The sequence below is a fragment of the Streptomyces megasporus genome (genome assembly GCF_000718985.1).
GTDB lineage: Bacteria > Actinomycetota > Actinomycetes > Streptomycetales > Streptomycetaceae > Streptomyces > Streptomyces megasporus.
Genome location: NZ_JODL01000013.1, coordinates 56,833 through 80,320, shown reverse-complemented (window position 1 = coordinate 80,320; position 23,488 = coordinate 56,833). Strand labels below are relative to the sequence as shown.

At 73.8% G+C, this 23,488-nt stretch carries 18 protein-coding genes; 6 read left to right on the top strand and 12 right to left on the bottom strand.

Going from position 1 to position 23,488, the window contains the following annotated elements:
• Nucleotides 1-144: 144 nt before the first annotated feature.
• The 3 genes from IF47_RS28720 (at nucleotide 145) to IF47_RS0113430 (ending at nucleotide 3,645) form a co-directional block, all read left to right on the top strand.
• The gene (locus IF47_RS28720) at nucleotides 145-1,140 is read left to right on the top strand and encodes a hypothetical protein (RefSeq protein ID WP_051717597.1); all 996 of its coding nucleotides are present in this window, start codon (nucleotides 145-147) and stop codon (nucleotides 1,138-1,140) included.
• Between the two features lie 204 nt (nucleotides 1,141-1,344).
• Nucleotides 1,345-1,638 carry a hypothetical protein gene (locus tag IF47_RS0113435; protein ID WP_031508972.1) on the top strand — a complete coding sequence of 98 codons (294 nt, stop codon included), beginning with the start codon at nucleotides 1,345-1,347 and terminating at the stop codon, nucleotides 1,636-1,638.
• A gap of 240 nt (nucleotides 1,639-1,878) precedes the next feature.
• Nucleotides 1,879-3,645, top strand: coding sequence for a multicopper oxidase family protein (locus IF47_RS0113430; RefSeq protein ID WP_031508971.1), 1,767 nt, complete (start codon nucleotides 1,879-1,881; stop codon nucleotides 3,643-3,645).
• A gap of 140 nt (nucleotides 3,646-3,785) precedes the next feature.
• Here the strand turns inward: IF47_RS0113430 and IF47_RS0113425 are convergent, their stop codons facing one another.
• Complete coding sequence (locus IF47_RS0113425) at nucleotides 3,786-4,346, bottom strand: NADPH-dependent FMN reductase (RefSeq protein ID WP_031508970.1); 561 nt, start codon at nucleotides 4,344-4,346, stop codon at nucleotides 3,786-3,788.
• A gap of 191 nt (nucleotides 4,347-4,537) precedes the next feature.
• Here IF47_RS0113425 and IF47_RS0113420 point away from each other — a divergent pair, with 191 nt between their 5' ends.
• The gene (locus IF47_RS0113420) at nucleotides 4,538-5,095 is read left to right on the top strand and encodes a TetR family transcriptional regulator (protein ID WP_031508969.1); all 558 of its coding nucleotides are present in this window, start codon (nucleotides 4,538-4,540) and stop codon (nucleotides 5,093-5,095) included.
• Between the two features lie 29 nt (nucleotides 5,096-5,124).
• On the opposite strand, the gene IF47_RS0113415 is transcribed toward IF47_RS0113420, so the two are convergent.
• On the bottom strand, nucleotides 5,125-6,006 hold the full coding sequence (locus tag IF47_RS0113415; protein ID WP_051717595.1) for a hypothetical protein: 882 nt from the start codon (nucleotides 6,004-6,006) through the stop codon (nucleotides 5,125-5,127).
• Between the two features lie 249 nt (nucleotides 6,007-6,255).
• Here IF47_RS0113415 and IF47_RS0113410 point away from each other — a divergent pair, with 249 nt between their 5' ends.
• The gene (locus tag IF47_RS0113410) at nucleotides 6,256-7,125 is read left to right on the top strand and encodes a putative protein N(5)-glutamine methyltransferase (RefSeq protein ID WP_031508967.1); all 870 of its coding nucleotides are present in this window, start codon (nucleotides 6,256-6,258) and stop codon (nucleotides 7,123-7,125) included.
• A gap of 45 nt (nucleotides 7,126-7,170) precedes the next feature.
• Here IF47_RS0113410 and proP read toward each other — a convergent pair whose 3' ends face one another.
• The 4 genes from proP to IF47_RS0113390 all read right to left on the bottom strand — a co-directional run bounded on the left by proP (nucleotide 7,171) and on the right by IF47_RS0113390 (nucleotide 14,446).
• The gene (gene proP, locus IF47_RS0113405) at nucleotides 7,171-8,673 is read right to left on the bottom strand and encodes a glycine betaine/L-proline transporter ProP (RefSeq protein ID WP_051717591.1); all 1,503 of its coding nucleotides are present in this window, start codon (nucleotides 8,671-8,673) and stop codon (nucleotides 7,171-7,173) included.
• A 142-nt stretch (nucleotides 8,674-8,815) separates the two neighbouring features.
• Entirely contained in the window at nucleotides 8,816-11,488 is a 2,673-nt protein-coding gene (locus IF47_RS0113400) for a glycoside hydrolase family 9 protein (protein WP_425423584.1), read from the bottom strand.
• A 262-nt stretch (nucleotides 11,489-11,750) separates the two neighbouring features.
• Nucleotides 11,751-13,010, bottom strand: coding sequence for an NAD(P)-binding domain-containing protein (locus IF47_RS0113395; RefSeq protein ID WP_037732520.1), 1,260 nt, complete (start codon nucleotides 13,008-13,010; stop codon nucleotides 11,751-11,753).
• A 17-nt stretch (nucleotides 13,011-13,027) separates the two neighbouring features.
• Entirely contained in the window at nucleotides 13,028-14,446 is a 1,419-nt protein-coding gene (locus IF47_RS0113390; RefSeq protein WP_078591798.1) for a carboxylate--amine ligase, read from the bottom strand.
• A 263-nt stretch (nucleotides 14,447-14,709) separates the two neighbouring features.
• On the opposite strand from IF47_RS0113390, the gene IF47_RS0113385 reads away from it, so the two are divergent.
• The gene (locus tag IF47_RS0113385; RefSeq protein WP_106982552.1) at nucleotides 14,710-15,873 is read left to right on the top strand and encodes a glycoside hydrolase family 26 protein; all 1,164 of its coding nucleotides are present in this window, start codon (nucleotides 14,710-14,712) and stop codon (nucleotides 15,871-15,873) included.
• A gap of 191 nt (nucleotides 15,874-16,064) precedes the next feature.
• On the opposite strand, the gene IF47_RS0113380 is transcribed toward IF47_RS0113385, so the two are convergent.
• The 6 genes from IF47_RS0113380 to IF47_RS0113355 all read right to left on the bottom strand — a co-directional run bounded on the left by IF47_RS0113380 (nucleotide 16,065) and on the right by IF47_RS0113355 (nucleotide 23,488).
• Nucleotides 16,065-17,225: a GNAT family N-acetyltransferase gene (locus IF47_RS0113380; RefSeq protein WP_425423586.1), complete on the bottom strand. Its 1,161-nt coding sequence runs from the start codon at nucleotides 17,223-17,225 to the stop codon at nucleotides 16,065-16,067.
• Nucleotides 17,226-17,293: 68 nt separating this feature from the next.
• Complete coding sequence (locus IF47_RS0113375) at nucleotides 17,294-18,166, bottom strand: YveK family protein (protein WP_211257207.1); 873 nt, start codon at nucleotides 18,164-18,166, stop codon at nucleotides 17,294-17,296.
• Nucleotides 18,167-18,174: 8 nt separating this feature from the next.
• Nucleotides 18,175-19,458, bottom strand: a complete 1,284-nt coding sequence (locus IF47_RS0113370) for a glycosyltransferase (RefSeq protein WP_037732519.1) — start codon at nucleotides 19,456-19,458, stop codon at nucleotides 18,175-18,177.
• A 64-nt stretch (nucleotides 19,459-19,522) separates the two neighbouring features.
• A complete protein-coding gene (locus IF47_RS0113365) occupies nucleotides 19,523-20,356 on the bottom strand; it encodes a polysaccharide deacetylase family protein (RefSeq protein WP_425423583.1) in 834 nt (277 codons plus the stop codon).
• Nucleotides 20,346-22,061 (bottom strand): lipid II flippase MurJ, encoded by a 1,716-nt coding sequence (locus IF47_RS0113360; RefSeq protein WP_051717589.1) that lies wholly within the window; start codon nucleotides 22,059-22,061, stop codon nucleotides 20,346-20,348. Before IF47_RS0113360 ends, IF47_RS0113365 begins: the two co-directional genes overlap by 11 nt.
• Nucleotides 22,058-23,488: an O-antigen ligase family protein gene (locus tag IF47_RS0113355; RefSeq protein WP_425423582.1), complete on the bottom strand. Its 1,431-nt coding sequence runs from the start codon at nucleotides 23,486-23,488 to the stop codon at nucleotides 22,058-22,060. The genes IF47_RS0113360 and IF47_RS0113355 overlap by 4 nt, the downstream gene beginning before the upstream one ends.

The window sequence follows — 23,488 nt, the reverse complement described above, 5'->3', positions numbered from 1 at the left end:
GACCGGCGCCGCGCACGGTTCTCCGCACCCCCTCTCCCCGTCCGCCCCCGTGCCCGCTCGTCCTCGGTCACACGACGGTGACGGCGGTGCCCCTGTCGTGCAACCGGAGGGCCGCGGAGCGCGAACGTGCAGTAGCGTCCCGCCATGCCGAACAGCGAACGCTCCGACACCACCGTCCCGCCCGCCTCCGCGCGGCGAACCCGCTCTCCCCGGCGCCGGATGTCGGCCGCCGTGGTGGGCGTCGCCTGCGCGGCGCTGCTGGCGTCGGGATGCGGCCCCGGGGAGGACGCCGAGCAGCCGGACACGCTCGGGAAGAACCCGTCGGGACTGCTGACCGCCCTGGCCCACGCGGCGCCCCGGGACGGGGCGAGCGAGACGGTCGCCTTCATGAACAGCGCCGAGTTCCGGAAGCTGTCCGAGGCCGACCCGGAGTGGTTCGGCTTCACCGATCCGTTGGGGAGCCCCGCGCTGTACCCGCGCTTCCGGAAGCCGGAGGACCAGGGGTTCGACACGAAGGACGTGGAACTCTCCCTGGTCCTGGGGGACATGACCGGACTGCTCCTGGGCTCCTTCGACGCGGAGCGCGTCACCTCGACCCTGAAGGCCGACGGGTACCGGGAGCGCGACCAGGACGGACGCACCGTGCTGGCCGAGCCGGACGAGGAGGGTCCGGCGCCGCACCTGGTCTGGGAGGTGTCCGACCGGGGGATCGCGTACGGGGCGCAACCGGACCGACTGGGTCAGGTCGACGCCGCACGTGGGGACTCCCTCGCGGACGACCCCGACCACCGATGGCTGAGCGACTGCCTCGGCGAGGTCTACCGGGTGGACATCACCCGCCGGGGCGACGACGAGACCGTTCCGCTCATCGGGATCGGGCAGGTCGCCGGCGCGCCCGGGAAGACCTCCGGGGTGATCTGCGCGCCGCTCGCGGACGCGAGTACCGCCGAGCGGGCCGCCGAGGAACTGGAGAAGGTCGTCGAGGACAAGGCCGATCGCTACCGGGGGTCGGAGGTGACCGTGCTCACCGGCGACCGGCCCGGGGTGAGGGTGACCGTCCCCGACCGTCCGGAGTACAGGCGGGCCGGCAGGTTGTTGAACAAGGACCTGGACCTGATCATCGCCCTGGGCGGGTTGTGAGCCGGCTCCGCGCGGGGCGGTCGGGGCCGGCCCGCGCGGAGCCGGGGACGCCCGACGAGTCGGGGGTTTCTTTGCCCATTCCCCACCACGGACGCGCATCATGGACATATGGCGCACGACCGGATCGGGCTCGGCGGCGCGTTCGTCCGCCCGCCGGCGCCACGGCCCGGCGGCGCGTCAGAGGCCGCAACTAGGAGCGCTTCCATGACGTTCGTGCAGATCATCGAGTACGAGACCACACGCGACGAGGAGATGATGCGCCTCTGGGACGAGTGGATGCGGATGACGGAGGGCAAGCGGACCGTCGCCCGCGAGGTGCACGGGAAGGACCGCGAGAACCCCTCCCACTACGTCGACATCGTCGAGTTCCCCTCCTACGAGCAGGCGATGAAGAACAACGACCTGCCCGAGACGCAGCGCGTCGCCGAGCGATTCCGGGCGCTGTGCACCAAGGAGCCCCGGTTCGTCAATCTGGAGGTCGTCGAGCAGACGCCGTAGGGCCCGCATCACGGGCACGGTCCGGGCGGGGCGACCGCCGCCCCCGTCCGGACCGGTCGGCTCGCCGCACCGGATCGGCCGGGTTTCCCGCCGTGACGCGCTGGAAATAATTATCACTCTTTGTCGCTCTTTCAGCGCCTTCCACCCGATCAATCACCTTCCTCCTCCCGTCGGCGTGGATCATCACGAGGTGCGCGGTGATCCGCGCAGTGATCCGCGACCACGAGGGGACGACAGGCTGTGGACAGAAGACGATTTCTCCGGGCGACCTCGCTGACGGGAGGCGCTCTGCTCTTCCCCGGCCTCGACACGGCCCCCGCCCGGGCCACGCCGGGGCGCGGCCTCCCGTCCGTCGACCATCCGCTGTACCTCGACCCGATCGCCGACCCCGACGCCATCCCCCGGTTCGTGCGCGAACTGCCCCGGCCCGCCCGCGTCGACCTGTCGAACGGCGGATCGCGGACCATCGCCATGGCCCCGGCCCGGCAGGACGTCCTCGGTTGCGGGCCGGAGCTGAGGACACCCGTGTGGGGGTTCGGACAGGTCGGCCGGGCGGGCGCCGGCCGGGCGCCCGTGACCTGGCCCGGCCCCACCGTCGTGGCCCGCAGGCACCGACCCGTGCGGATCCACTGGGCCAACGCCCTGCCGTTCGGCCACCTGCTCCCGGTGGACACCACCATCCACTGGGCCTACACCGGCACCGACCACACCCTCGCCGGCACCGGCGTGCCGACCGTGGTGCACCTCCACGGGGCGCACACCGGAGCCGGCGACGACGGCCACCCGGAGGCCTGGTACACGCTCGGCGGCGCCACCGGGCCGCGCTTCGTCCGGGCGCGCTCCTGCTACGACAACGACCAGGAGGCCGCCACCCTCTGGTACCACGACCACACGATGGGTCTCACCAGGCTCAACGTCTACGCCGGCCTGGCGGGGTTCTACCTGCTGCGCGACGACCGGGAACTCGCCCTCCTGGGGCGGAACCGACTGCCCGCCGGCCGCTACGAGCTGGAACTGGCCATCCAGGACCGGATGTTCCACCCGGACGGCCGGCTGGCCTACCCCGACGCTCCCGCCGACTCGCCGCGGTGGCCGGGCGGTCCGTCGATCCGGCCCGAGTTCTACGGGCAGGTGATCACCGTCAACGGCAGGGCGTGGCCCTACCTGGAGGTGGAACCCCGCCAGTACCGCCTGCGGCTGCTCAACGCGTCGAATTCGCGCTTCTACCGGCTGTCGGCGGGCGGAGGGTGGCCGTTCCCCGTCACCCAGATCGGCTCCGACAACGGCTTCCTCCACGAACCGCACAGGCTCGACGGGCCGTTGGTGCTCTCCCCCGGCGAGCGGGCGGATCTGGTCGTCGACTTCCGGGACCACCGGGGGGCGACCTTCGAGCTCACCAACGACGCCCCGACGCCGTTCCCCTACGGAGCCCCCGTCGCCCCGCCCGCGGACCGGGTCCTGCAGTTCCGGGTCACCAGGCCGTACGACAGGAGGGTCGCCGAACCGCGGCTGCCCGGGGCGTTCCGTGACGCGCCGTACCGGGTCGCGGGGCGTCCGGCCCGCACCCGTCGGCTGCTGCTGCTCAACGGCCGGGACGAGTTCGGAAGGCCGAGACCGCGCCTGGGCACCGTCGAGCACGGCGCGCTGGGCTGGAAGGACCCGATCACCGAGACCCCGCGGCTGAACACCAGCGAGGTGTGGGAGGTGTTCAACACCACGTTCGAGACCCACCCGGTCCACCTGCACCTGGCGCACTTCCAGGTGCTGGAGCGGGCGTCGTTCACCGCCACCCGGGACCCGCGGACCGGCGCGCTGTCCGACATCAGGATCGGGCGGACACGGCCGCCGGAGGTCGGCGAGTCGGGTCCGAAGGACACCGTGATGGTGCCGCCGGGCAGCGTCACCCGGGTCAAGGCGCACTTCGACAGGCGCGGCGTCTACGTCTGGCACTGCCACATCCTCGAGCACGAGGAGCACGACATGATGCGCAACTACGAGGTCGTCTGACCTGAGCCGGCCGGCAGCGCGGCACAACGCGATACCGCACGGCACGACGCGATACGCACGACATGGCACGGGGCCCTCTCCGATCGTGGAGAGGGCCCCGTGCGGTGTCCCGCGCTTCCCCCACTGAGGGCGGGAACCCGTCAGGCCGCGGACGGCGTCACGGCGGCCGAGAGCTTCTTCAGGACCTCGACGATCTGCTCGACGACCTCGGAGTCGTCGGCCGGGTGGGTCTCGGCGAAGCGGCCGATGGAGTTGGGGATGGAGAGCTTGACGTCCTCCAGGACGGCGCCGCCGGCGATGCCGGCCGCCTTGCGGGCCTCGTCCTGCGCCCACACGCCGCCGTACTGGCCGAAGGCGGTGCCGACGACGACCACCGGCTTGCCCGTGATGGCACCGGCGCCGTAGGGGCGCGACAGCCAGTCGATCGCGTTCTTCAGGACGGCCGGCATCGTCCCGTTGTACTCGGGCGAGAACAGCAGGAACGCGTCGGCGGCACCGGCCGTCTCCCGCAGCCTGGCGGCGGCCTCGGGCACCGAGCCCTCGACGTCGACGTCCTCGTTGTAGAAGGGCAGGTCGGCCAGGCCCTCGTACACGGCGAGCTCGACGCCCTCGGGGGCGTGCTTGGCGGCGGTCTCGGCGAGCTGGCGGTTGTGCGAGCCGGCACGGAGGCTGCCGACGAGGCCCAGGATGCGAACGGCCATGGGAGTGATCTCCAAACTGGTAACCGGGGGGTTAAGCGGACCGTGGTCCGCATGACGTTCTAGCACAGAAACCGGACCGTGGTCCATTTCCTTCCCGACCGCTACGCTGTGAGCTTGTGAACCCCTCCGCTCCGCTCGACGACGAACGGACCGGTCGGCCGCCCCTGCCCCTGGCCGACCAGTCCCCACCCATGCGGGCGGACGCGGCCCGCAACCGGACACGACTGCTGGAAGCGGCCGCCCGCCTGGTGGCCGAACGCGGCCCCGAGTGCCTGACCATGGAGGCCGTCGCCTCCGCCGCCTCGGTCGGCAAGGGCACCGTCTTCCGCCGCTTCGGCGACCGAACCGGCCTGATCATGGCGCTGCTGGACCGCTCGGAACGCATCTACCAGGAGTCCTTCCTCCACGGTCCCCCGCCGCTGGGCCCCGGCGCCCCTCCCGTGCGGCGCCTGGAGGCCTTCGGCCCCGCCACGCTCAGACACCTGGACGCCCATCGGGCCCTGCTGCTCTCCGCCGAGCCCGAGGCGTGCCGACGCCTGGACCTCGCGCCCCGGTACGTCCGGGTCACCCACGTCACCTCGCTGCTGCGCGAGGCCGACACAGGCGGCGACGCCGAACTGCTCGCCGAAGCCCTCGTGGGCTACCTGGACGTCGCGCTCCTCCACCACCTCACCCGGCGGCGGGGCATGTCGCTGGACCGCCTGGAGGCGGGCTGGCACGATCTGGTGGCCCGCGTCACGCGCACCTGACCCACACCCCGGGCGGGGCCGTCCCGCCGTCAACGCCGTGTCAGCACGTACCGTTCCGGCGCGTCCGGATCGCCGTACAGGACGTCGAGCTTCGGCCGGGCGTCCGTGCCGCCGACGGACCACTCGTAGAAGGAACAGTCGTCGAACCTGGTGACGATCCTCTGGTTCCACGGGGTCCCCGGCTCGTGGTACCAGGTGCCGGACGCATCGCACCGCACCTCGCCGAAGGGGCGGTCGACGTCCTCGACCAGGAGGCCGTCGGCAGTGGCGGTGCCGTCCGGGGCGAGGTGGAGGAGGCCTCCCCGGCCGTCGGTCCAGGCGCCGACGGCCCGCTCACGCGACAACAGGGGCGGCTCGTACGCGTCGAGCAGGCCGGTTCCCCGGGCGATGCCGCCCCCGCCGACGAGGAGCAGCACGGCCAGGGCTCCGTAGCCGTACGTCCGCGCCACCAACAGCGGAGGCCGTTCGGCCCCGGGGCGCGGCGTGGAGAGCGTGACGAGGTGCGCCGGGAGACCGATCCCCGCCCACAGCACCGTCCACAGCACGGCGGCGTCCGCGACGCCCGGTTCCGCGGCGAGGACCACGACAAGGACGACCGCCGACGCCGGTACCGCCGCGACGACCGGCGTCCACCACCACACCCGGCCGAGCCGGCGCGCCAGGGTGGCCGTGGGCAGCACGACCAGCGTCGTCAGGACGAGGATGACGGGAAGGCCGCAGAGCGCCAGGAAGGGCAGCATGAACAGGGACCAGCCCGATGGGTCCGCGGGGGTGTACGACTCGTCGGGGAGGCTCCAGAGGGTGTGTGCCTCCGCGAGGAACACGCTCTCCACCGAGAGCGCCGCCACCGACACCCGGTAGGCGCCCGGTCCCCACCCGTCCCCACGGTCGGCGCTCCGCGTCCGCGTCATCCGCCTCACCCCCGCCCCGATCATCCTCCGGGCCCCGGGGGCGCGCGGCGCCGGGGGGGCCGATCGCGCACCGCGCTCGTCCGGACCTCTCTCCGGCCCTCTGGTAGGGTTTCCGTCCCTCGGCAGCCGTCCGAGGGAGGTGAGAGGCATCGGCGCCAGGTCAGGTCGGGTGCTCTCGCCGCGTGGTCCCGTGGTTCCCGCCGCGTAGACGGTCGGGAGAGCGCCCTCCGGTCGTCCCGAGAGGTTCCCGTGTCGTTTCCGCTCTCCTCCTCTTCCTCCGCGCCGCCCCCGGCCCGCCCACCCTCCGGTCCGTCCCCGTCCGCCGTCGCCGACAGGCTCCGGGCCGCCGGCTGCGTCTTCGCCGAGGACGAGGCGCGCCTGCTGCTCTCCACCGCCCGGACGCCGGACGAGCTCGCCGCCATGGTGGACCGGCGGGTCGCCGGACTGCCGTTGGAACACGTCCTGGGCTGGGCGGAGTTCTGCGGGCTGCGCGTCCTGGTGGAGCCCGGGGTGTTCGTGCCCCGGCGCCGCACCGAGTTCCTCGTCCACCAAGCCGTCGACCAGGCCGTCCGCCGGGCCGCCGCGAACCGGCCGCCGACCGTCGTCGACCTGTGCTGCGGCTCGGGCGCGCTGGGCGCCGCGCTGGCCGCCGCCCTGGGACGGGACGGGGTCACCGTGGACCTCCACGCCGCCGACGTCGACCCGGTCGCGGTGCGCTGTGCCCGGCGCAACGTCGCCGCCTTCGGCGGCCGGGTGTACCGGGGTGACCTGTACGAACCACTGCCCGCCGCGCTGCGCGGGCGCGTCGACGTCCTGCCGGCCAACGCGCCCTACGTGCCCACCGGCGAGATCGGGCTGCTGCCGGCGGAGGCCCGCGCGCACGAGCCGCGGGTGGCGCTCGACGGCGGCGCGGACGGTCTGGAGGTGCAGCGGCGGGTGATCGCCGGGGCGCCGACGTGGCTGGCGCCGGGCGGTTCGCTGCTGGTGGAGACGGGCCGGCACCAGGCCCCGCTGACGGTGGCGGCGGTCGCCCGCGCCGGGCTGGTGCCGCGGGTGGTCGTCTCCGAGGAGTCGGACGCCACCGTCGTCATCGGCACCAAACCCGTCTCCACGGGGTGAGGACCGGGGCCCGCCGGGCCGGGTCGGCACGGGGTCGGTGCGGGATCAGTACGGGGGGTTCCGGTCGTGCCGCCCGGCGGCCAGCCGGCGTGCCTCCTCGTGCGTGGCCACCGAGGGCGGGGAGCCCTCCAGCGGCTTGCGGGCCGTCTCCTTCATCAGCGAGACCGCGACGACGCCGACGAGCGCGGCGGCCATCGTGTAGTAGGCGGGCATCAGGTCGCTGCCCGACCAGTCGATCAACGCGGTGATGACCAGGGGGGTGGTGCCGCCGAAGAGCGAGGCGGAGACGTTGTAGGCGATCGCCAGCGAACCGTAGCGGACGTGGGTGGGGAACATCGCCGGGAGCGAGGCCGACATGGTGCCCAGCAGGCACACCAGGGACAGGCCGAGCAGGCCCATGCCCGCGATCACCGCGCCCAGGCTCCCCTGTTTCACCAGCAGGATGGCCGGCAGGGAGAACAGCAGGTAGCCGAGCATGCCGGCCATCAGCAGCGGTTTGCGGCCGTGGCGGTCGTTGAGCCGGCCCACCTGGTTGATGACGGCCATCATCACGACCATGGTGCCCAACAGGACCAGCAGTCCGTGAGCCTCGTCGTAGCCCATCTGGTCGGTGAGATAGGTCGGCATGTACGTCAGCAGCATGTAGTTGGTGATGTTGTACGCGGCGACCAGTCCGACGCACAGCAGCAGCATCCGCCACTGCTCCGCGAAGATCCGCTTCAGCGTCTGCTTCGGGAGGCTCTCCGAGGTCGGCGGCTCGTCGCCCGCCGTCTCCGGTCCGGTGGCGCGCTTCTCGACCTCCTTCCGGAAGGCCGGGGTCTCCTCCAGCCTCAGCCTCAGGTAGATGCCGACCACGCCGAGCGGGCCCGCGGTGAGGAAGGGGATGCGCCAGCCCCAGTCGGTCATGGCGGCGTCGCTGAGGACCAGTTCCAGCACGGTGACCAGGCCGGCCGCGGCGACGTAGCCGCCCAGGGTGCCGAACTCCAGGAAGCTGCCGTAGAAGCCGCGCTTCTTGTCGGGGGCGTACTCGGCGATGAAGGTGGCCGCGCCGCCGTACTCGCCGCCGGTGGAGAAGCCCTGCACCAGCCGGAAGAACAACAGCAGCAGCGGGGCCCACAGGCCGATGGTGTCGTAGCCGGGAACGAGGCCGATGCAGAAGGTGCCCAGCGCCATCAGGATCATGGTCAGCGCCAGGATCTGCCGGCGGCCCACCCGGTCGCCCAGCGGGCCGAAGAACAGGCCGCCGAGCGGTCGCACCAGGAAGGCCACCGCGAAGGCCGCGAAGGACGACAGCAACTGGGCGGTGTCGTTGCCGCTCGGGAAGAAGACCTCGCCCAGCGTGACGGCCAGGTAGGCGTAGATGCCGAAGTCGTACCACTCCATGGCGTTGCCGAGGGCCGCCGCCTTCACCGCGCGTCGGACGAGGTTCTCCTCGGTGACGGTGATGTCGCTGCGGCGCAGCGGCGGGTTCCGCCGCCGCTCGATGGCCCGGCGCAGATGGCGGTGTCGCGCGGCCGCACCCGGTGGTTCGCGATCATCGGTTCCCATGGGGTCACGCGTACCCCCGTCCGCGTGCGCATGCGCGGCAATCACCGGGTCGGGCGGGGGACGGCGGAGGGCCGGGCGCCCCTCTCGGGGTGCCCGGCCCTCCTTCGGCGCGCGGCGGGCGCCGCCGGCGCGGTGGGTCAGGTCACTTGACCGTGCAGGCCTTCCCGTTCAGGGAGATGGCCGTCGGGTTCGCCGCCTGGCCGCTTGCGGTGCCGTTGAAGCCGAAGCTCACCGTGCCGCCCGTGGGAATGGTGCCGTTCCACTGGACGGGCTTGGCGACGACGTTCCGTCCCGTCTGGGTGATCTGGGCGTTCCAGACCTGGGTGATCTTCTGGTCGTCCGCGAAGGCCCAGGCGAGCTCCCAGCCGCCGAGCGTGGTGGTGCCGGTGTTCTTCACGGTCACGTTGCTGGTGAAACCGTTGTTCCAGCGGTGCGAGGTGTAGGTGACCTCGCAGGACGGGGTCTCGTCCGGGTCACCCGGCTCCTGACCGTCGCCGTCACCGGGGCCGCCGGGGCCGAGGTCGTCCGCGTAGGAGGCGATCCAGGCCAGCGGGGCGTTCCAGTTGATGGTGATCTCGTTGGTGGCCCAGGACTCGATGTCGTCGATGTAGCACATCGCCGGGGCGCAGCCCTTGAGCTTGTCCTGGGCGACCGGGTCCTGGATCTCGACGTTCGGGCCGCCCGCGACGGAGCCGGGCGCGGGGTTGGGCAGGTCGGGGTCGAGCTGGTTCGCCCAGAACCGGTGGTGCTGGTTGCGGGAGTCCCGCTCGCCGTAGCCGGTGACGTAGGACTGGTTGAGCGGGTTGCGGCCCAGCAGGTAGTCCAGGCCGCGCAGCACCGCGTCGCGGTAGGCGGACTCGCCGGTCAGGTCGTGCGCGGTGGCCAGGACGACCATGTTGTTGAGGACCTGGCTGTTGGAGCCCCACACGTAGTGGTTGTTCTCCGGGGCGTAGGGCACGCCGTAGGCGGTGCCGCGGGAGTCGGCGGCGTAGCCGTCGGCGGCCTCGGTGACCATGGCGCGCACGCCCTTGAGCTGGGCGTCGGTCAGCTTGTTGGGCACGGTGGCCAGACTCAGGGCGCCCAGGCCGGCGGTGGCGCCCCAGGAGAGGCCGCCGCGCGGGAAGACGGCGTCGGTGTCGCCGTGCAGCGGGGAGTTCAGGATCTCCTGGCGGTAGGTGTCCTTGCCGGTGGTGACGAACAGTTCCGCGGCGGCCCAGTAGAACTCGTCCCGCACGTCGTTGTCGCTGTAGGCGCCGCCGCCGATGCCGTCGTCGGGGTCGGCGAGCTTGTTCGGGTGCTTCTTGGCGGCGGCCCAGGCGGTCTCGGCGGCCGTCAGGCAGCGGGCGGCGAACCGTGCGTCGTGGTCCTCGAAGAGGCGGGCGCACTGGGCGGCGGAGGCGGCCACGTTCAGGGTCGCGGCGGTGGACGGCGGGTGCAGCTCGCGCGGCTGCGGGTCCTGGTCGGGGCGGAGCGGCAGGCCCGTCCACGCCCTGTCGTGGATCTTGTGGTGCGCCATGCCGGCGAACTCCTCGCCCTGGGGCACCATCATCTTCATCAGGAAGTCCATCTGCCAGCGGGCCTCGTCCAGGATGTCCGGGACGCCGTTGCCGCGCTCGGGCACCCGCAGCCTGCCGTCGCCGAGCTTCTCGCCGCCGGTGTTCTCGGTGGTGAGGGTGCGCTCGTAGGTGGACATCACCTGGGCGGCGGAGATGCCGCCGTTGACGACGTACTTGCCGTGGTCACCGGCGTCGTACCAGCCGCCGGAGACGTCGAGGGTGTAGTCGCACACCCCCGGCTGGCACGGGACCTTCGTGTCGCCCTGGTTGGGCGCCACGCCCACGTGGCCGGCCGGGCGCGCGTACTTCTCCCCGACGAGGTCGGCGTCGATCTCGATGCCGCTGCGGTTGTGGTAGAAGTACGCGAGCGCGTCCGAGCGGAGCGACGCGTACAGGTCGTCGCCGATGTCGAAGGGCTCGCTGGTCTCGCCGTCGATGGTGACGGTGTAGCCTTCGCCGGCCTTGGTGAAGTCGCCGAAGTCGAAGGTGTGGACGTTCTGCCGGGAGGTCGGGTCGACGCCCTTGGGGGTGGTGGTGCCGGTCGCCCGGGTGGCGCCGGAGGCGTCCTTGAGGGTCCAGGTCAGGGCGCTGGTCTTGTCGGTGACGAAGGTGCCGCTCTTGGGTCCCTCGGTGAGGTAGCCGACCTGGTTGACCCGGACGGGCGATCCGGTGTCGGGCTCGTACGCGGGCGGTTCGGCGCCGCCGACGAGCGAGACGTCGTCCAGGCAGAAGGTGTACGCCTTCTCGCTGCCGCCGATCTGGAAGGCGAGCTGGGCGGCCTCGTGGTCGCCGTTCGAGGTGAAGACGTGGGTGAAGGTCTGCGCCTCCGACCCGATCCGGTCCGCCGAGGAGTGCTCCGTGGTCCAGGGCTCGGTGGCCATCTGCACGTTGGTGCGGATGGTGACGGGCGAGGTGGCGCTCGCGGTGAAGCTCAGCTCGTAGCCCTCGCCGGCGGCGAGCGGGATGTCGTTCTGCCCGACGATGGCGTCCCAGGCGTTCTCCGTGCCGGCGGGCACGTCGACGCACAGGCGGCCGGCCACGACCGAACCGGGGCTGTTCTCCGTCCACCACCAGCCGGTGGTGCCCTGTGAGAAGTCGCCGTTGGATATCAGCTCGGGGCCGTCGGCGGCCTGGGCGACGGCGGGGGCGGTGAGGGCACCGACCAACAGTCCGACGGCCGCCAGCGCGCCCAGCGCGCGGCGTCCGCCGCGGCGTGGACGGCCCGGCCCTTGGGGCTGGTGGGGCGGATGAGGTGTCACAGTTCGGTCCTTCCGGCGGGGGGTGGAACGGGTGGGACGATGCGACGGCATGACGGTGCGACGCTCCGGAATGGGGCTGGGAGCGCTCCCATGCATCGTGGGGTGCCCACCGGGCCGCGTCAAGACGTGTGACGGGACGAACGGTCGCTCCGTCCGGACCGGCACGGACCAACCCCGCACGAACCGGCCCCGTCCCCGGCGTTCGGCGCGAAGGACGCCGGGCGCCGGGGCGGGGCCGGGCCGGGAACGGGGACGGTGGTGGTCAGCTCAGGGCGGCGGTGGCCCGGGAGCGCTGGGAGCGCCGCGTGCCGGGCACCGCGGCGGAGCGCCGGTCGCCCAGTCGCCGCCGGACGCCGCGCACCAGCCGCTCCGCCGTGAAGCCCGCCCCGTGGACGAACCGCATGGCGGGGCCGAACGACGGGGCCGTGAGCAGACCGGCGAAGAACAGTCCGGGCACGGAGGACTCGAAGCGGCCGTCCACCTCCGGCGCCCGGGTGGTCCCCGCCGGCCGCAGACGGTTGCGGACGGACGGGTCCAGCAGGCCCAGCCGCCCGATGTCCGGGACGAAGCCGGTGGCGGCCACCACGTGGTCGGTGTCCAGGGTGTTCGTCCCGGCCGTGGTGTCCAGGGTCAGCCGCACTCCCCCGCCCGCCGGGACGGCCGCCCGCAGTCGCTGCCCGAGCAGCACGGGGATCTTGCTCTCGACGCGCTCGCGCAGCCACCAGGCGCCGGCCGGGCCCAGCGCCGTGGCCGCGATCCTGCTCCGCAGGGCGCCGGGCAGCCGACGGACCGCCCAGGGCGTCTCGGACCACACCCAGCTCGACCACCCGGTGCCCAGTCCGCAGTGCGGGTCGAGCAGGGAGCGCAGCAGGGACCGTTCCAGGGGCTGCGGCGGGGTGTTCCAGTTGACGCGGTCGGCGCGGGCCACCACCCGGGGGTGGGCCCCGCACTCGGCCAGCAGCGCGGCGGTCTCCAGGGCCGCCTGCCCGGCGCCGATCACCGTCACGTCCCGGTTCCGGAACCCGGACAGGTCCCGGTGGTGGCTGCTGTGCGAGGCCAGTTCGCGCGGCAGCGCCCGCAGGGCCTCCGGACGGTGGACGAAGGGCATCACGCCGACGGCCAGGGCGACGGTCCGGGTCGCGACCCGCTGTCCCCTCTCGGTCTCCACCAGGAAACCGTCCGCCCGGGGGCGCACGGAGGTGACGGTCTCCTCCTCGACCTCCGGCACGACGCGCTCCGTGAACCACAGGCCGTACTCGGTGAAGACGCCGATCGGCAACGGTCTGCCGTGCTCGGCTCTCAGGCCCCGCGAGGCGCAGTAGTCGGCCAGGGTGTGCTCGCCCGCGGGGTCGGACAGGTTGGAGGACCAGGGCTCGGACTTGAGGAACATCCCCTCGGGCATGTGGTCCCGCCAGGAGGCCATCGGGCGGCCGAAGGTGCGCAGGGTGAGTCCGGCCGCCGCCGCGTGGGCCGCGATCGACAGCCCGTAGGGGCCCGCGCCCACCACTACCAGGTCGTACATGGTTGATTCCCGCTCTCTCATCGTCGTGAGGGTGTCGTGCCGTGGTCGCCCGCGTGGTCGTGGGCATCGGAGCGTGCCGGACGCTCGGCTCCCCCCGGCACCGGTTCGGAACGTCGCTGTCGGGGCGGGCCCAGGACGCGCCGCCGCGTGCGTCGCAGCGCCTTGCGTCCGCCCTGGCCCAGCCAGGTCGTGGTCATCGCGAGGAAGGGGGCCGGGTCGTCGGCGGCGAACCAGGCGGTCTCCGTCTCCCGCCGGGTCTCCTGCCGGGTCTCCCGCCGGCCGCCGTGGGCGGAGGACGTCCGGTCGCGTCGGGCGGCGAACGGCCGGGCCGTGGAGGGCAGCGCGACCAGCGAGGAGAGGAGGGCGTAGTTCTCCGCCACGAAGACCCGGCCGGGCACCGGCGGGGACGGGACGACGGTGCGTCCGGTGAGGTCCAGGTGGAGGGCCCGGACGACGTCCAGCCCCGCCCGGTCGGTGAACAGTCTGAACTGCGCGCCGGGGCGCGGGTTGAAGTCCAGCAGTCGGTAGGCGCCGGTGGCGCTGTCGAACCGGAAGTCCAGGTCGAGGATGCCCCGGTAGTCCAGGTGCTCGGCCAACCGGTGTGCCGCCTCCTCGACATCGGGGTTCGGCAGCCACCGGCCGACGGCCGTCAGTCCGGCGTTCACCGGCCAGGAGTGGTCCTTGCGGCCGGCCCCGCCGATCAGGCAGACCGCTCCCTCGCCGAAGCAGCCGTGGAAGAACCAGTCGGTTCCCCGTCCGCCGGGCACGCGGCGCTGGAGCAGCAGCGGGCTGCCCGCCTCGCCGACACGGCCGTACAGGGCGCGCGCCTCCTCGACCGTGTTCACCACGGTGGTGCTGCGCAGTCCGCTGCCGTGGGGCAGCAGCCAGGGGCGACTCCACTTGGCGATCAGGGGGAGCCCCAACTCCTCGGCGGCGGCCGCCGCTTCCGCGGCGCTGCGCGGCACCACGGTCTCCGGGTGCGGCACGTCCAGGTGGCGGCAGAGTTCGGCGAGTTCCGCCTTGTCCGCCACCCGCTCCGGCAGTTCGGGGGGTTGGGCGGGCAGCAGGAAACGGTCGGAGAGCCGGTCGGCGAGGCGAGCCGTGGCGATGGCGCCCATGTCGTCCATGGCGATCAACACGGCGGTCCGCCCGATGCGATCGGAGATCTGACGGAGTGTCGCCTCCAGGCGCTCCTCCGGCATCGCGTCGACGGCGACCGTCCCGCCCGTGCGGCGCACACCGTTCGCCGGCAGGTGGTGGCCCCGGTGCAAATAACGGGAGCGGCCGATGGGGCACATCGGGGAGTCGACGACGGCGTGGACCTCGACACCGGCACGGCCCAGGGACCTGATGGCTCCCAACGTGCCGTGGTGGAAGGGATTCCGGTCGAGCCGTAGCAGCAGCACGGGAACTTCGGTGTCGAACGGTGGCGACATGGTGAGGATTCCTCGGTTTTCCTGACGGTGTGCCGGGAGACCTCGTCCGTGGTCTCGCCGGTTTATCTGTTCTCAACGTTGACAGTGCGGGAGATTTTCCTCGCGCGGCTCGTCCGAGTGAGCGACGAAAATCGCGAACGGGTTATCAGAAAGCAGTCGGGCGGCTCATTCTGCAGATCCTCCGATTAGTGTCGGAAAGGAACGGATGCAGGGGCGGGGAAACAAGGGCACGCCGTTCCGGCGACGCAGCGAGGAGGCACGAAATGCCCCAAGGACACCGCAGACCGGGCGGTCCCGGCCGGCACCGCAGGCCGACGGCGCCCCGCCGGCGCCGGAGGCTGACGACCGCCTGCGTCGGTGCCGTCACCGCCGGGGCGCTCGTCGTGGGAGGCGCCGTCGCGACCAACACCTGGCAGAGCGGCGACGCGAAGTCGTCCGCGCCGAGGAGAATCCACGACACCGCCATGGGCGCCTTCCTCGGCTCGGGCTCCGACGGGGTGCGGCGGATCGCGGAGTTCGGCGCGTGGCTCGGCGGCGCGCGGGTGCGGGTGGGACACACCTACATGCCGGGCGACACCTGGGAACGCATCGAGGGGAACAAGGACTTCCTGCGGCCCTGGGCACAGTGGCGACGCGCCGAGCCCGACCGGATGCTCGTGCTCAACGTGCCGATGCAGGCGCGCAACGAGGAGGGGGTCCCCGACCACGAGGTGCGTCGGCTGATCCGCCACGGCGTCGACGGTCACTTCGACCGCCACTTCCGCACCCTGGCCCGACACCTGGTCGAACTGGGCGTCCCCGACACGGTGATCGTGCTGGGCTGGGAGATGAACGGCATCACCTACACCCACCGCTGCGCGCCGGACCCGGAGGGCTGGAAGGCGTACTGGAGGCGCATCGTCGCCACCATGCGGTCGGTGGACGGACAGAAATTCCGCTTCGATTTCGCTCCCAGCCGCGGAAGGGACGCCATCGGCTGGACCGAGTGCTATCCCGGTGACGACGTGGTGGACATCATCGGAATGGACTCCTACGACCAACAGCCGGGCGAGAGTTTCGAGGACCAGGTGAAGCAGCCCTTCGGCCTGCAACACCAGGTGGATTTCGCCCGGGAACGCGGAAAACCCATTTCCTACCCCGAATGGGGTCTGTTCCGCAGGGGCGACAACGTCGAGTACATGCGCCGCATGCTGGCGTGGATCCACCGGCAGAGGCCGCTCTACCACACCATCAGCGACTACTGCCCGCACGGTGTGTGGCGCTGCTCCGAGAACCCGAAGTCCTCCGCCGTCTTCCGGGAGGCGCTGACCCCCGGCCGGCACCGGCCCGGACGCCCCGGGTTCTGCGTGGACCTGGGCGACTGGTTCGGCGGGTGGTTCGGCGATCGGCGACTGTGCGTCAGCTTCTCCTGGGGACGGAGGCCCTAGTGCCGCGTCGGTCGGGGTTCGCCCGGTGGCGAGGCGTCCTGGTGCGTGCGATCGCAAGGCGGCCGGAAGCCGCATGTAGTCGTCCCCACCCGGGCTTTCGGCCAACGCGGCGAGCGTGCGTGCCGGGGCGGCGAGCGGGGCGAACCCTGGCTGACGCGGCACTGGCCCGCGGGCCGGGGCGTGGGTCCCCCTCACCGCGCCCCGGCCGGGCTCGCGTGCCGTCCCTCCGGCCGGGGCCGTCGGGCGCCCTCGCCCGGCTCCCTGTCCCGGATCGCGTCGGCCAGACGGGAGCGGGCGTTCTGCTGGGCCGTGTGGAGCCGCAGGAGGGGTTCCAGGGCGGAGTGGGCCAGCAGCAGACGCCGGTTGGCGACGGCCTCGGGCCGCCAGTGGGACTTGTACGGTTCGGTGCCGCGCAGCAGGCTCAGCACGCGGCGGCCGGTCTCCGCCGCGCACGAGGAGTCGTTCCGCAGCAGCATGGCCGCGAGGTCGACCTTGGCGCGCAGTTCGGGATGGGCGCCGTAGAGGTAGCCGCCCACCAGGTCCGAGGAGAGCAACAGTGCGTTGACCGCCACCACCCGGTTGTCGACGCGGTACTCGGTGAGCCGGGCGGCGCCGTCGCCCGCCATCGCGGTGAGGGACCGGATCAGGTGCTCGGCGAACCGGGGCCGGAGGTGTTCGGGCGTGATCCCGCGACCCTGCCACTGCAGGACGTGGAGCCTGAGCAGGGTGGTGACCGCTGCGGGCACCTCGCGCGCGGGCACGACGCGGGACTCGACGCCCGCCCGGTCGAGCCTGCGGAGCTTGCCCCGCATCCGGCGGGCGGCGCCGGCCGGCATCCGGGCGACGAGGTCGTCCATCGGGACGCCGGGGAGTTCGAGGCACACCGAGTCGGTCAGCCGGCGCCGGGGGCCGGGCCAGTGGTCGTACAGCAGCTCGGCGCGGCCCCCGGGGCGCACCTCGCGCAGGTCGATCACGGCGGTGCGGGCCGCCCGGTACAGGCCCCGGGCGAGCGCGTCCGCCGCCTCCTCGGCGCAGGAGTCGTCCAGCAGCACGTCGCAGAAGTCGGTGATGGCTCCGCCGAGCGGCACCAGGACGGGCAGCGGGCGGAACGCCGACATCAGCGGGGCGGCGCCCACCAGTTCGTCGCCCCGGTGCACCAGCGCCAGCCGCAGCCGTCCCGAAAGGCCGTAGGACAGCCACCACGAGTACAGCCAGGCGTGCCGCTGGAAGGGGGTGGCGGCACGGCAGCGGCCGTGGAGGTCGTCCCACGGCGCGGCCAGGGCGGCGAAGCGCGCCGGATCGCGGCAGAGCGTCACCCGCAGCGTGGCGGGGGCGTCCCGGGGGCGGGTCAGGAGGGCGGTCGGCGCCGCGCCCGCCGCCCGGGACGCCGGTCCGGGGGCCCGTGGGGTCGCCCGGTCGGTCATCGGACGGACCTCCGGTTGCGCCGGCGGCGCTCTCCCTGTGGCTTCCCCGCCGGGGCGGGGGCCGAGGGGGTGCCGACGGCCGCCGGCGCGGGCGCGGTGGCGGTGGCGGTGGCGGAGGAGGTCGCGGCGGGCGTGGGCTTGACCGACGCTGGTTTGACCGGCGGGGTGACGGTCGCGGACTTGGCGTCCCGGTCGTCGCCGTTCGCGGGGGCGGGCACTCCGGGGCTCTGCGGGATCTCCGGTTCGCGGCGGCCCCGGGGGGCGGCGAGGCGGACGAGGGAGCCGACGAGCCCCCCGGCGCACAGGCCCACGGCGGCGGAGAGCGGCGCCGAGGGCGAGGTGGGCTCGGTGGGTTCGAAGGCCGGTGAGAACAGCGACAGTTGCACCCCGGTGTTGCCGGTGGCCAGGTTTCCGCTCTTGGTCAGGGCGTCGGCCACCGCGTTGGACACGGCGGCGGCGCGGTCGGGGCTCGACGCGGTCCCGGTGATCTCCACCATGGGGGCGTCCGGGGAGGTGACCGACCGCACGCTGTCCCGCAGCGCGTCCACCGACATCCCGGCGGCGGCCCGCGCCCCGGACAGGACGGCGCTGTCGGTGGCGACGCGGCCGTACGCCTGGGCGAAGCCCAGGGCCGTCGCCGAGTCCGATCCCGCGCCGGGCACCACGACCACGTAACTGGTCGCGGTGTACTCGGGCGTGGCGAGCAGGCCGTACGCCGCTCCGCCGGTCACCCCCAGCAGGGCCCCCAGGGCGGGCGGCGCCCAGGCGGGCAGGGTGGAGCCGCGCCACGGGCGCCATGAGCGCAGCCGGTCCAGCCGGCCGGGACGTCCGGACGGTGTGGTGGTTCGGGTCGTGCGCGACGTGGTCAAGACGGAGTTCACCTCTTCGTCGGTGCGGATGTCGGGGCGGGCGCCGGAGTGGGCGCCGGGGCGGGTGCCGGTGCGGACGATCCCGCGCGCGTCCTCGGCGCGGACGGCGTGGGCGCGGGAACGCGCCCGGGGAGGCGTCCGGGAACGCGGCCCGTCGGGCGCGCGGCGGCGCGTCCGTGGAGCTCCTCGTAGAGCTCCATGAGCCGGTCGGCGCTGCGGGCGACGTCGTAGTGGCGCACGGCCTCGCACACCGGCGCGCGACGTGTTCCCGCGGGCACCGAGGACGGTTCCCGCAGGGCGGTGACCAGGTTCCGGACGCCGGGTCCGACCCGGTGCGCCCCGGGGGCGTGGTCGGGCGGCAGCTCGTCGATGGCCGGGCAGGTCACGTGGAGCACGGGCAGCCCGGCCGCCAGCGCCTCCAGCACGGCCAGCCCGAAGGACTCCTCGGCCGACGGCGAGACGAAGACGTCCATGGCGCTCAGCAGGCCGGGGATGTCCGGGCCGTCGCCCTCCCCGGCGGCCACCGCTCCCCCGCACTCGCCCAGCAGCAGGACGCGGTCGGCCACGTCGAGCCGGACGGCCAGCTCGCGCAGCCGGTCGCGCTCCGGTCCGTCGCCGACCAGCAGCAGGCGGGCTCCGGGCAGTTCGGCGACGGCCCGGATGGCGACGTCGAAGCGTTTGCCGGGCACCAGGCGACCGACGCAACCGACCACCAGGGCGTGGGCGGGCAGCCCCAGACGGGTCCGCACGGCCGTCCGCGCGATGGGGTCGAAGCGGAAGCGCGCGGCGTCGATGCCGTTGGGCACCACGCGGATGCGGGAGCCGGCCACGCCCCAGCGCCGCAGCCGGGAGGCGACGGTGGCGGAGACCGCGACGGTCGCGTTGCCCAGGCGTTCGGTGGCCAGGTACAGGGCGCGGACCCCCGGGGTGAGCGGACGTCCCTCGATCATCTTCTCGCCCAGGGAGTGCTCGGTGGCGATCACGGTGCGCGTGCCCGCCAGCCGGGCGGCGATCCGGCCGTAGACGCAGGCCCGGTACAGGTGGGTGTGGACGACGTCGTAGCGTCCCGCTCGGATCAGGTCCACCAGCCGGGGCACCGCGGACAGGTCGCGGTTGCCGTTCATCCCCAGGTGGGTGACGGCGGTGCCGTCGATCTCGATGCCCTCGGCCACCGCGCCGGGGTTGGTGAGGGTGACCACGTCGCAGCAGATCGGCAGGTGGCGCAGCAGCAGCCGCAGTTGCTGTTCGGCCCCGCCCGCGCCGAGTCCGGTGATCACGTGCAGGACCCTCATCGGCCCTCCCCCGGCCCGACTCCCGCCGCGGTGCGCGCCCGGTGTCCCGCCCGGTGTCCCGCGGTCACCGTCCGGCCCCGGTGAGGTGGGTGCCGTCGGTCGGCGCGGTGGGCCCGCTGGGCAGGGCGCGGCGGCGCAGCGGGTGCAGCAGCCTCTTCGCGTACAGCCGCAGCGCGGTGTCCTCCTCGCCGACGTGGACGCGGGGCAGGGCGTGCGTCCCGGTCAGCGGGCCGGGGTCGATGGCACAGCCGTACGCGTAGCCCGCCTCGCGCACGGCCCGCACGGCGCGGTGGTCGATCGTGCCGTAGGGGTAGCAGAAGCCCTGGACCGGACGGCCGGTGATCTCCTCCACCAGCAGCCGGCTGCCCTCGGTCTCCTCGCGGAGGGTCTCGTCGTCGGTCTCGGTCAGGTCGCGGTGGAGCATCCCGTGGGAGCCGATCTCCATGCCGGCGCCGACGGCGGCGCGAATCCCGGCCTCGGTCAGCAGCGGCTTGCGGGGACCGAGCGGGTCCCACTCGTTGCTGCCGCCGAGCCTGCCGGGCAGGACGAACACGGTCGCGGTGCAGCCGTGGCGGCGCAGCAGCGGTACGGCCTCCTCGATGAAGTCGGCGTAGCCGTCGTCGAAGGTCAGGCCCACCAGTCCGGCGCCCCGGCCGGCGGCGCGCTCGCGCAGCAGCTCGCCCACCCCGACCCCGCGCAGGCCCCGCCGTCGCAGCCACCGCAGTTGGCGGTCGAGACGGCCGGGCGAGACGGTGATGTTGTAGGGGTCCTCGGTGTGTTCGGTCACCGAGTGGTACATCAGCACCCAGGGGCGCACCGGCCTCAGACGCGGGAGCGAGGCGGTCGGCGCCGGGAGGGCGACGGCGGGTGCGGGAATGTGTGCCGGGTCAGCGGACATGGCGGAACCTTCGTGTGACGGCGGTGAACAGCGTTGCTACTTCGGGTGCGCGGACGGCGAGCGCCGCGACGGTGAACACGGCCGGGACGACCAGGCCCCCGGCCAGGGCGGTGAGGAGTGGTCCGTCGATCAGCGGTGCGGCGGCCCAGCCGGCCGCACCGGCCGCCGTCGCGGCCGGAACCAGGCGGCCCAGGCCGGCCGTCACCCTGCGCACCCTGATGGGGAGTATCCGGGTGCGCAGACCGCGCAGGAGCAGCAGCGCGGTGGTGGTGATCCCGGCGGCGTTGGCGGCGGCAATGCCGTGGACGCCCCAGTACGGGGTGGCCAGCGCACCGGCCACGACCGTCAGCAGCAGGCCGACGGCCATCGCCCCGGCCGGGTACCAGGTGGGTCGGCCGGTGGAGAAGAACGGCCGCACCAGGGCGCCGGCCAGGCTGTGGCCGAGCAGCCCGAGGGCGTAGACGCGCATGACCGAGGCCGTGGCGGCGGTGTCGGACGCGTCGAACGCCCCGCGTTGGAAGAGGACTTCGATGAGTTGGGGGGCGTAGGCGATCACGTACGCGGTGCCGAGCAGCACCACCAGGGCGGCCAGGAGCAGATCGCGCTCCACCCGTTGCCGGGCCTGTTCCGTCCGGCCGTCGGCCATGGCCCGCGCGACCAGCGGGAAGGTGACCGTGCAGAGCAACAGGGAGAAGGTCATGGGCAGTTGGGCGACCTTCTGCGCGTAGTTCAGGTGCGAGATGGCGCCGGGCGGCAGCGAGGAGGCCAGGAAGCGCTCGACGAGCACCTGGGACTGGCGGGAGAGTGCGAAGACGGCCACCGGCGCGAGCACCGTCCCCGCCACCAGCGTCGCCGCGCGCGGGGCACGGGCCCCGCGCCGCCGCCGCTCGCGCGGGGCACGGACGGGCAGGTGCCGCAGGAACGCCGGGAGTTGGGCGAGGACCATCGCGAGGCTGCCCGCCGCCACCCCGAGAGCGGCGGCGCGCACGCCCCACTGGCCGTGCAGGAGCAGCACGGTGGTGATGATGGTGAGGTTGTACGCGACGTAGATCGTCGCCGGGGGGACGAAGCTGCGGTGAGCGCGCAGGGCCGCGCTGAAGTACCCGGCGGTGCCGAAGCCCAGCACCGTCAGGGCGGTCATCCGGGTGCAGAACACCGCCAGTTCGGGGTCGGCCAGTCCGGGCGCGAGGGCGTGGACCAGCAGCGGCGCCAGGAGCGCCACGGTCCCCGCCGCGCACGCCAGGGCCAGCAGCAGCCGGGGGAGCGTCGCCGCCAGCAGGGCCCGCACGGGGTCCTCGGCCGCGCCGTGGTCGGTGGCGCGGTCGGTGGCGGCGGCCTCCCCGGCCGGACGGTCGCCGGTTCGGCCGGCGGCGCGGCGGGACAGCGCGAGGCTGAACGCCGGCACCAGCACCAGTGCCATGGCGTCCTCGATGAGGATCGTCGCGGCGAACTCCGGGACCGTCCAGGACACCAGGAACGCGTCCGTGTCGCTGCCCGCCCCGAACAGGTGGGCGATGGTCTGGTCGCGCATGAGGCCCAGGAAGGAGCCCACGGCGGTCAGGACGGCGGTGGCGGCGGCGGCCCGTGCGACGAACCGTCCGCCCGGGGCGGCGCCGGAGGACTTCCGCGCACCCGGGGGCGCGGTGGGCGGCGAGGAGGCGTGCGGCCCCGGGGGCGGCGCAGGTGCGGTGGGCGCGGTGGTCACCGGCCGCTCACCCCCTTCGCGGGCTCCCCCGTGCCGTCCTCGGCGGCGGGGGCCAGCGCCCACCAGGCGGTCAGGCCGAACATCACGGCGGTCAGGACGGTGGAGGGGCCGCCGATGTCGGCGTACAGGAAGTCGACGCAGTTCAGGACCAGCAGGCCGACCGCGATCAGGCCGCAGTCGACCCCGCGGTCGGCGCCGGGCGCGGCGGCCCGCGCGCGCAGCAGCCGCCGCACCCCGAACACCAGCAGCGCCGCCCAGCCGCCCACCACGGCGGTGACGCCGATCAGGCCCTGTTCGGCGAGGAGGAGCAGGTACATGTTGTGCGGGGACAGCAGCGGCTGCCGCCGGAATCCGTGCCCCGCGCCGGCGGTGTCGCTCGCCGAGGACAGCACCAGGGAGGCGTGGGTGTCGCGGTGCTCGGGGAAGCCCCTGGGCCCCACCCCCGTCACCGGGTTCTCTCGCCACATCCCCACGGCCGCGGCCCACATGGCGTAGCGGTCGGCCACCGACTGGTCCGGCGCGTCGGCGACCCGGGTGATGCTGCTCGCCCGCTCGGCGACGAGTTGCGAGCCCACCCCGGCGCCGCCGACGAGGACCACCCCCGCGGCCACCACGGCCGCCAGGGTGCGCAGCGCCGTCCGGGCGCCCGCCAGGAACAGCACCACCGTGCAGGCCGCCGCGGTGGAGATCCACGCCCCCCGGCTGAAGGAGAGCGCCAGCGGCAGCACCAGGACGGCGGCGACGGTCAGCGCGACGGGCCGCCGGTGTCGGGACGCCCCGGGGGGCGGGGCGAGGCCCATGGCCAGGGCGACGACGATGCCGCAGGAGACGGCCGTCGACATCCCCATGACGTCCAGCGGGCCGAAGGTGCCCACGGCCCGGATGTCCCGTCCCGCGTAGGAGGCGCCGGTGCCGGTGAGGTACTGGTGGACGCCGACCGCTCCCTGGATCAAGGCGACCGCCACCAGACCGGCGGCGAGCAGTCGGACGTGCCGGCGCGTCCGCAGCGCGAGCACCAGCGCGGCCGGCACCAGGACGAGGATCTGCAGCAGGCGGACGAAGCCGGTGAGCGAGGCCGCCGGGTCGTGGGAGGCGACGGTCGACAGCGCGAACGCGACGGCGGGGGCCGCCAGCACGACGGCGGCCGTCCGGTCCAGGGGCCGCGTCCGGGCGCGCAGCGCCAGGACGGCGCAGCAGCCGACCAGGACCGCCGACGCGGCGTCCGCGACGGTGACGCCCCCGCCCCCGCCCGCGTCGGCCGGATCGTGGGCGACGGGCGGCACGCACACCAGCAGGACGGTGGCGAGCGCGGGCAGCACCGGCCAGTGGACGGCCGCCAGGTCCCGCACCCGCCCTCGTGCCGCCTGGCGGGTCCGGTCCTCGGGCAGCGGGCCCGGAGCCGTGATCGCCGTGGTGGCCGAGGTCAC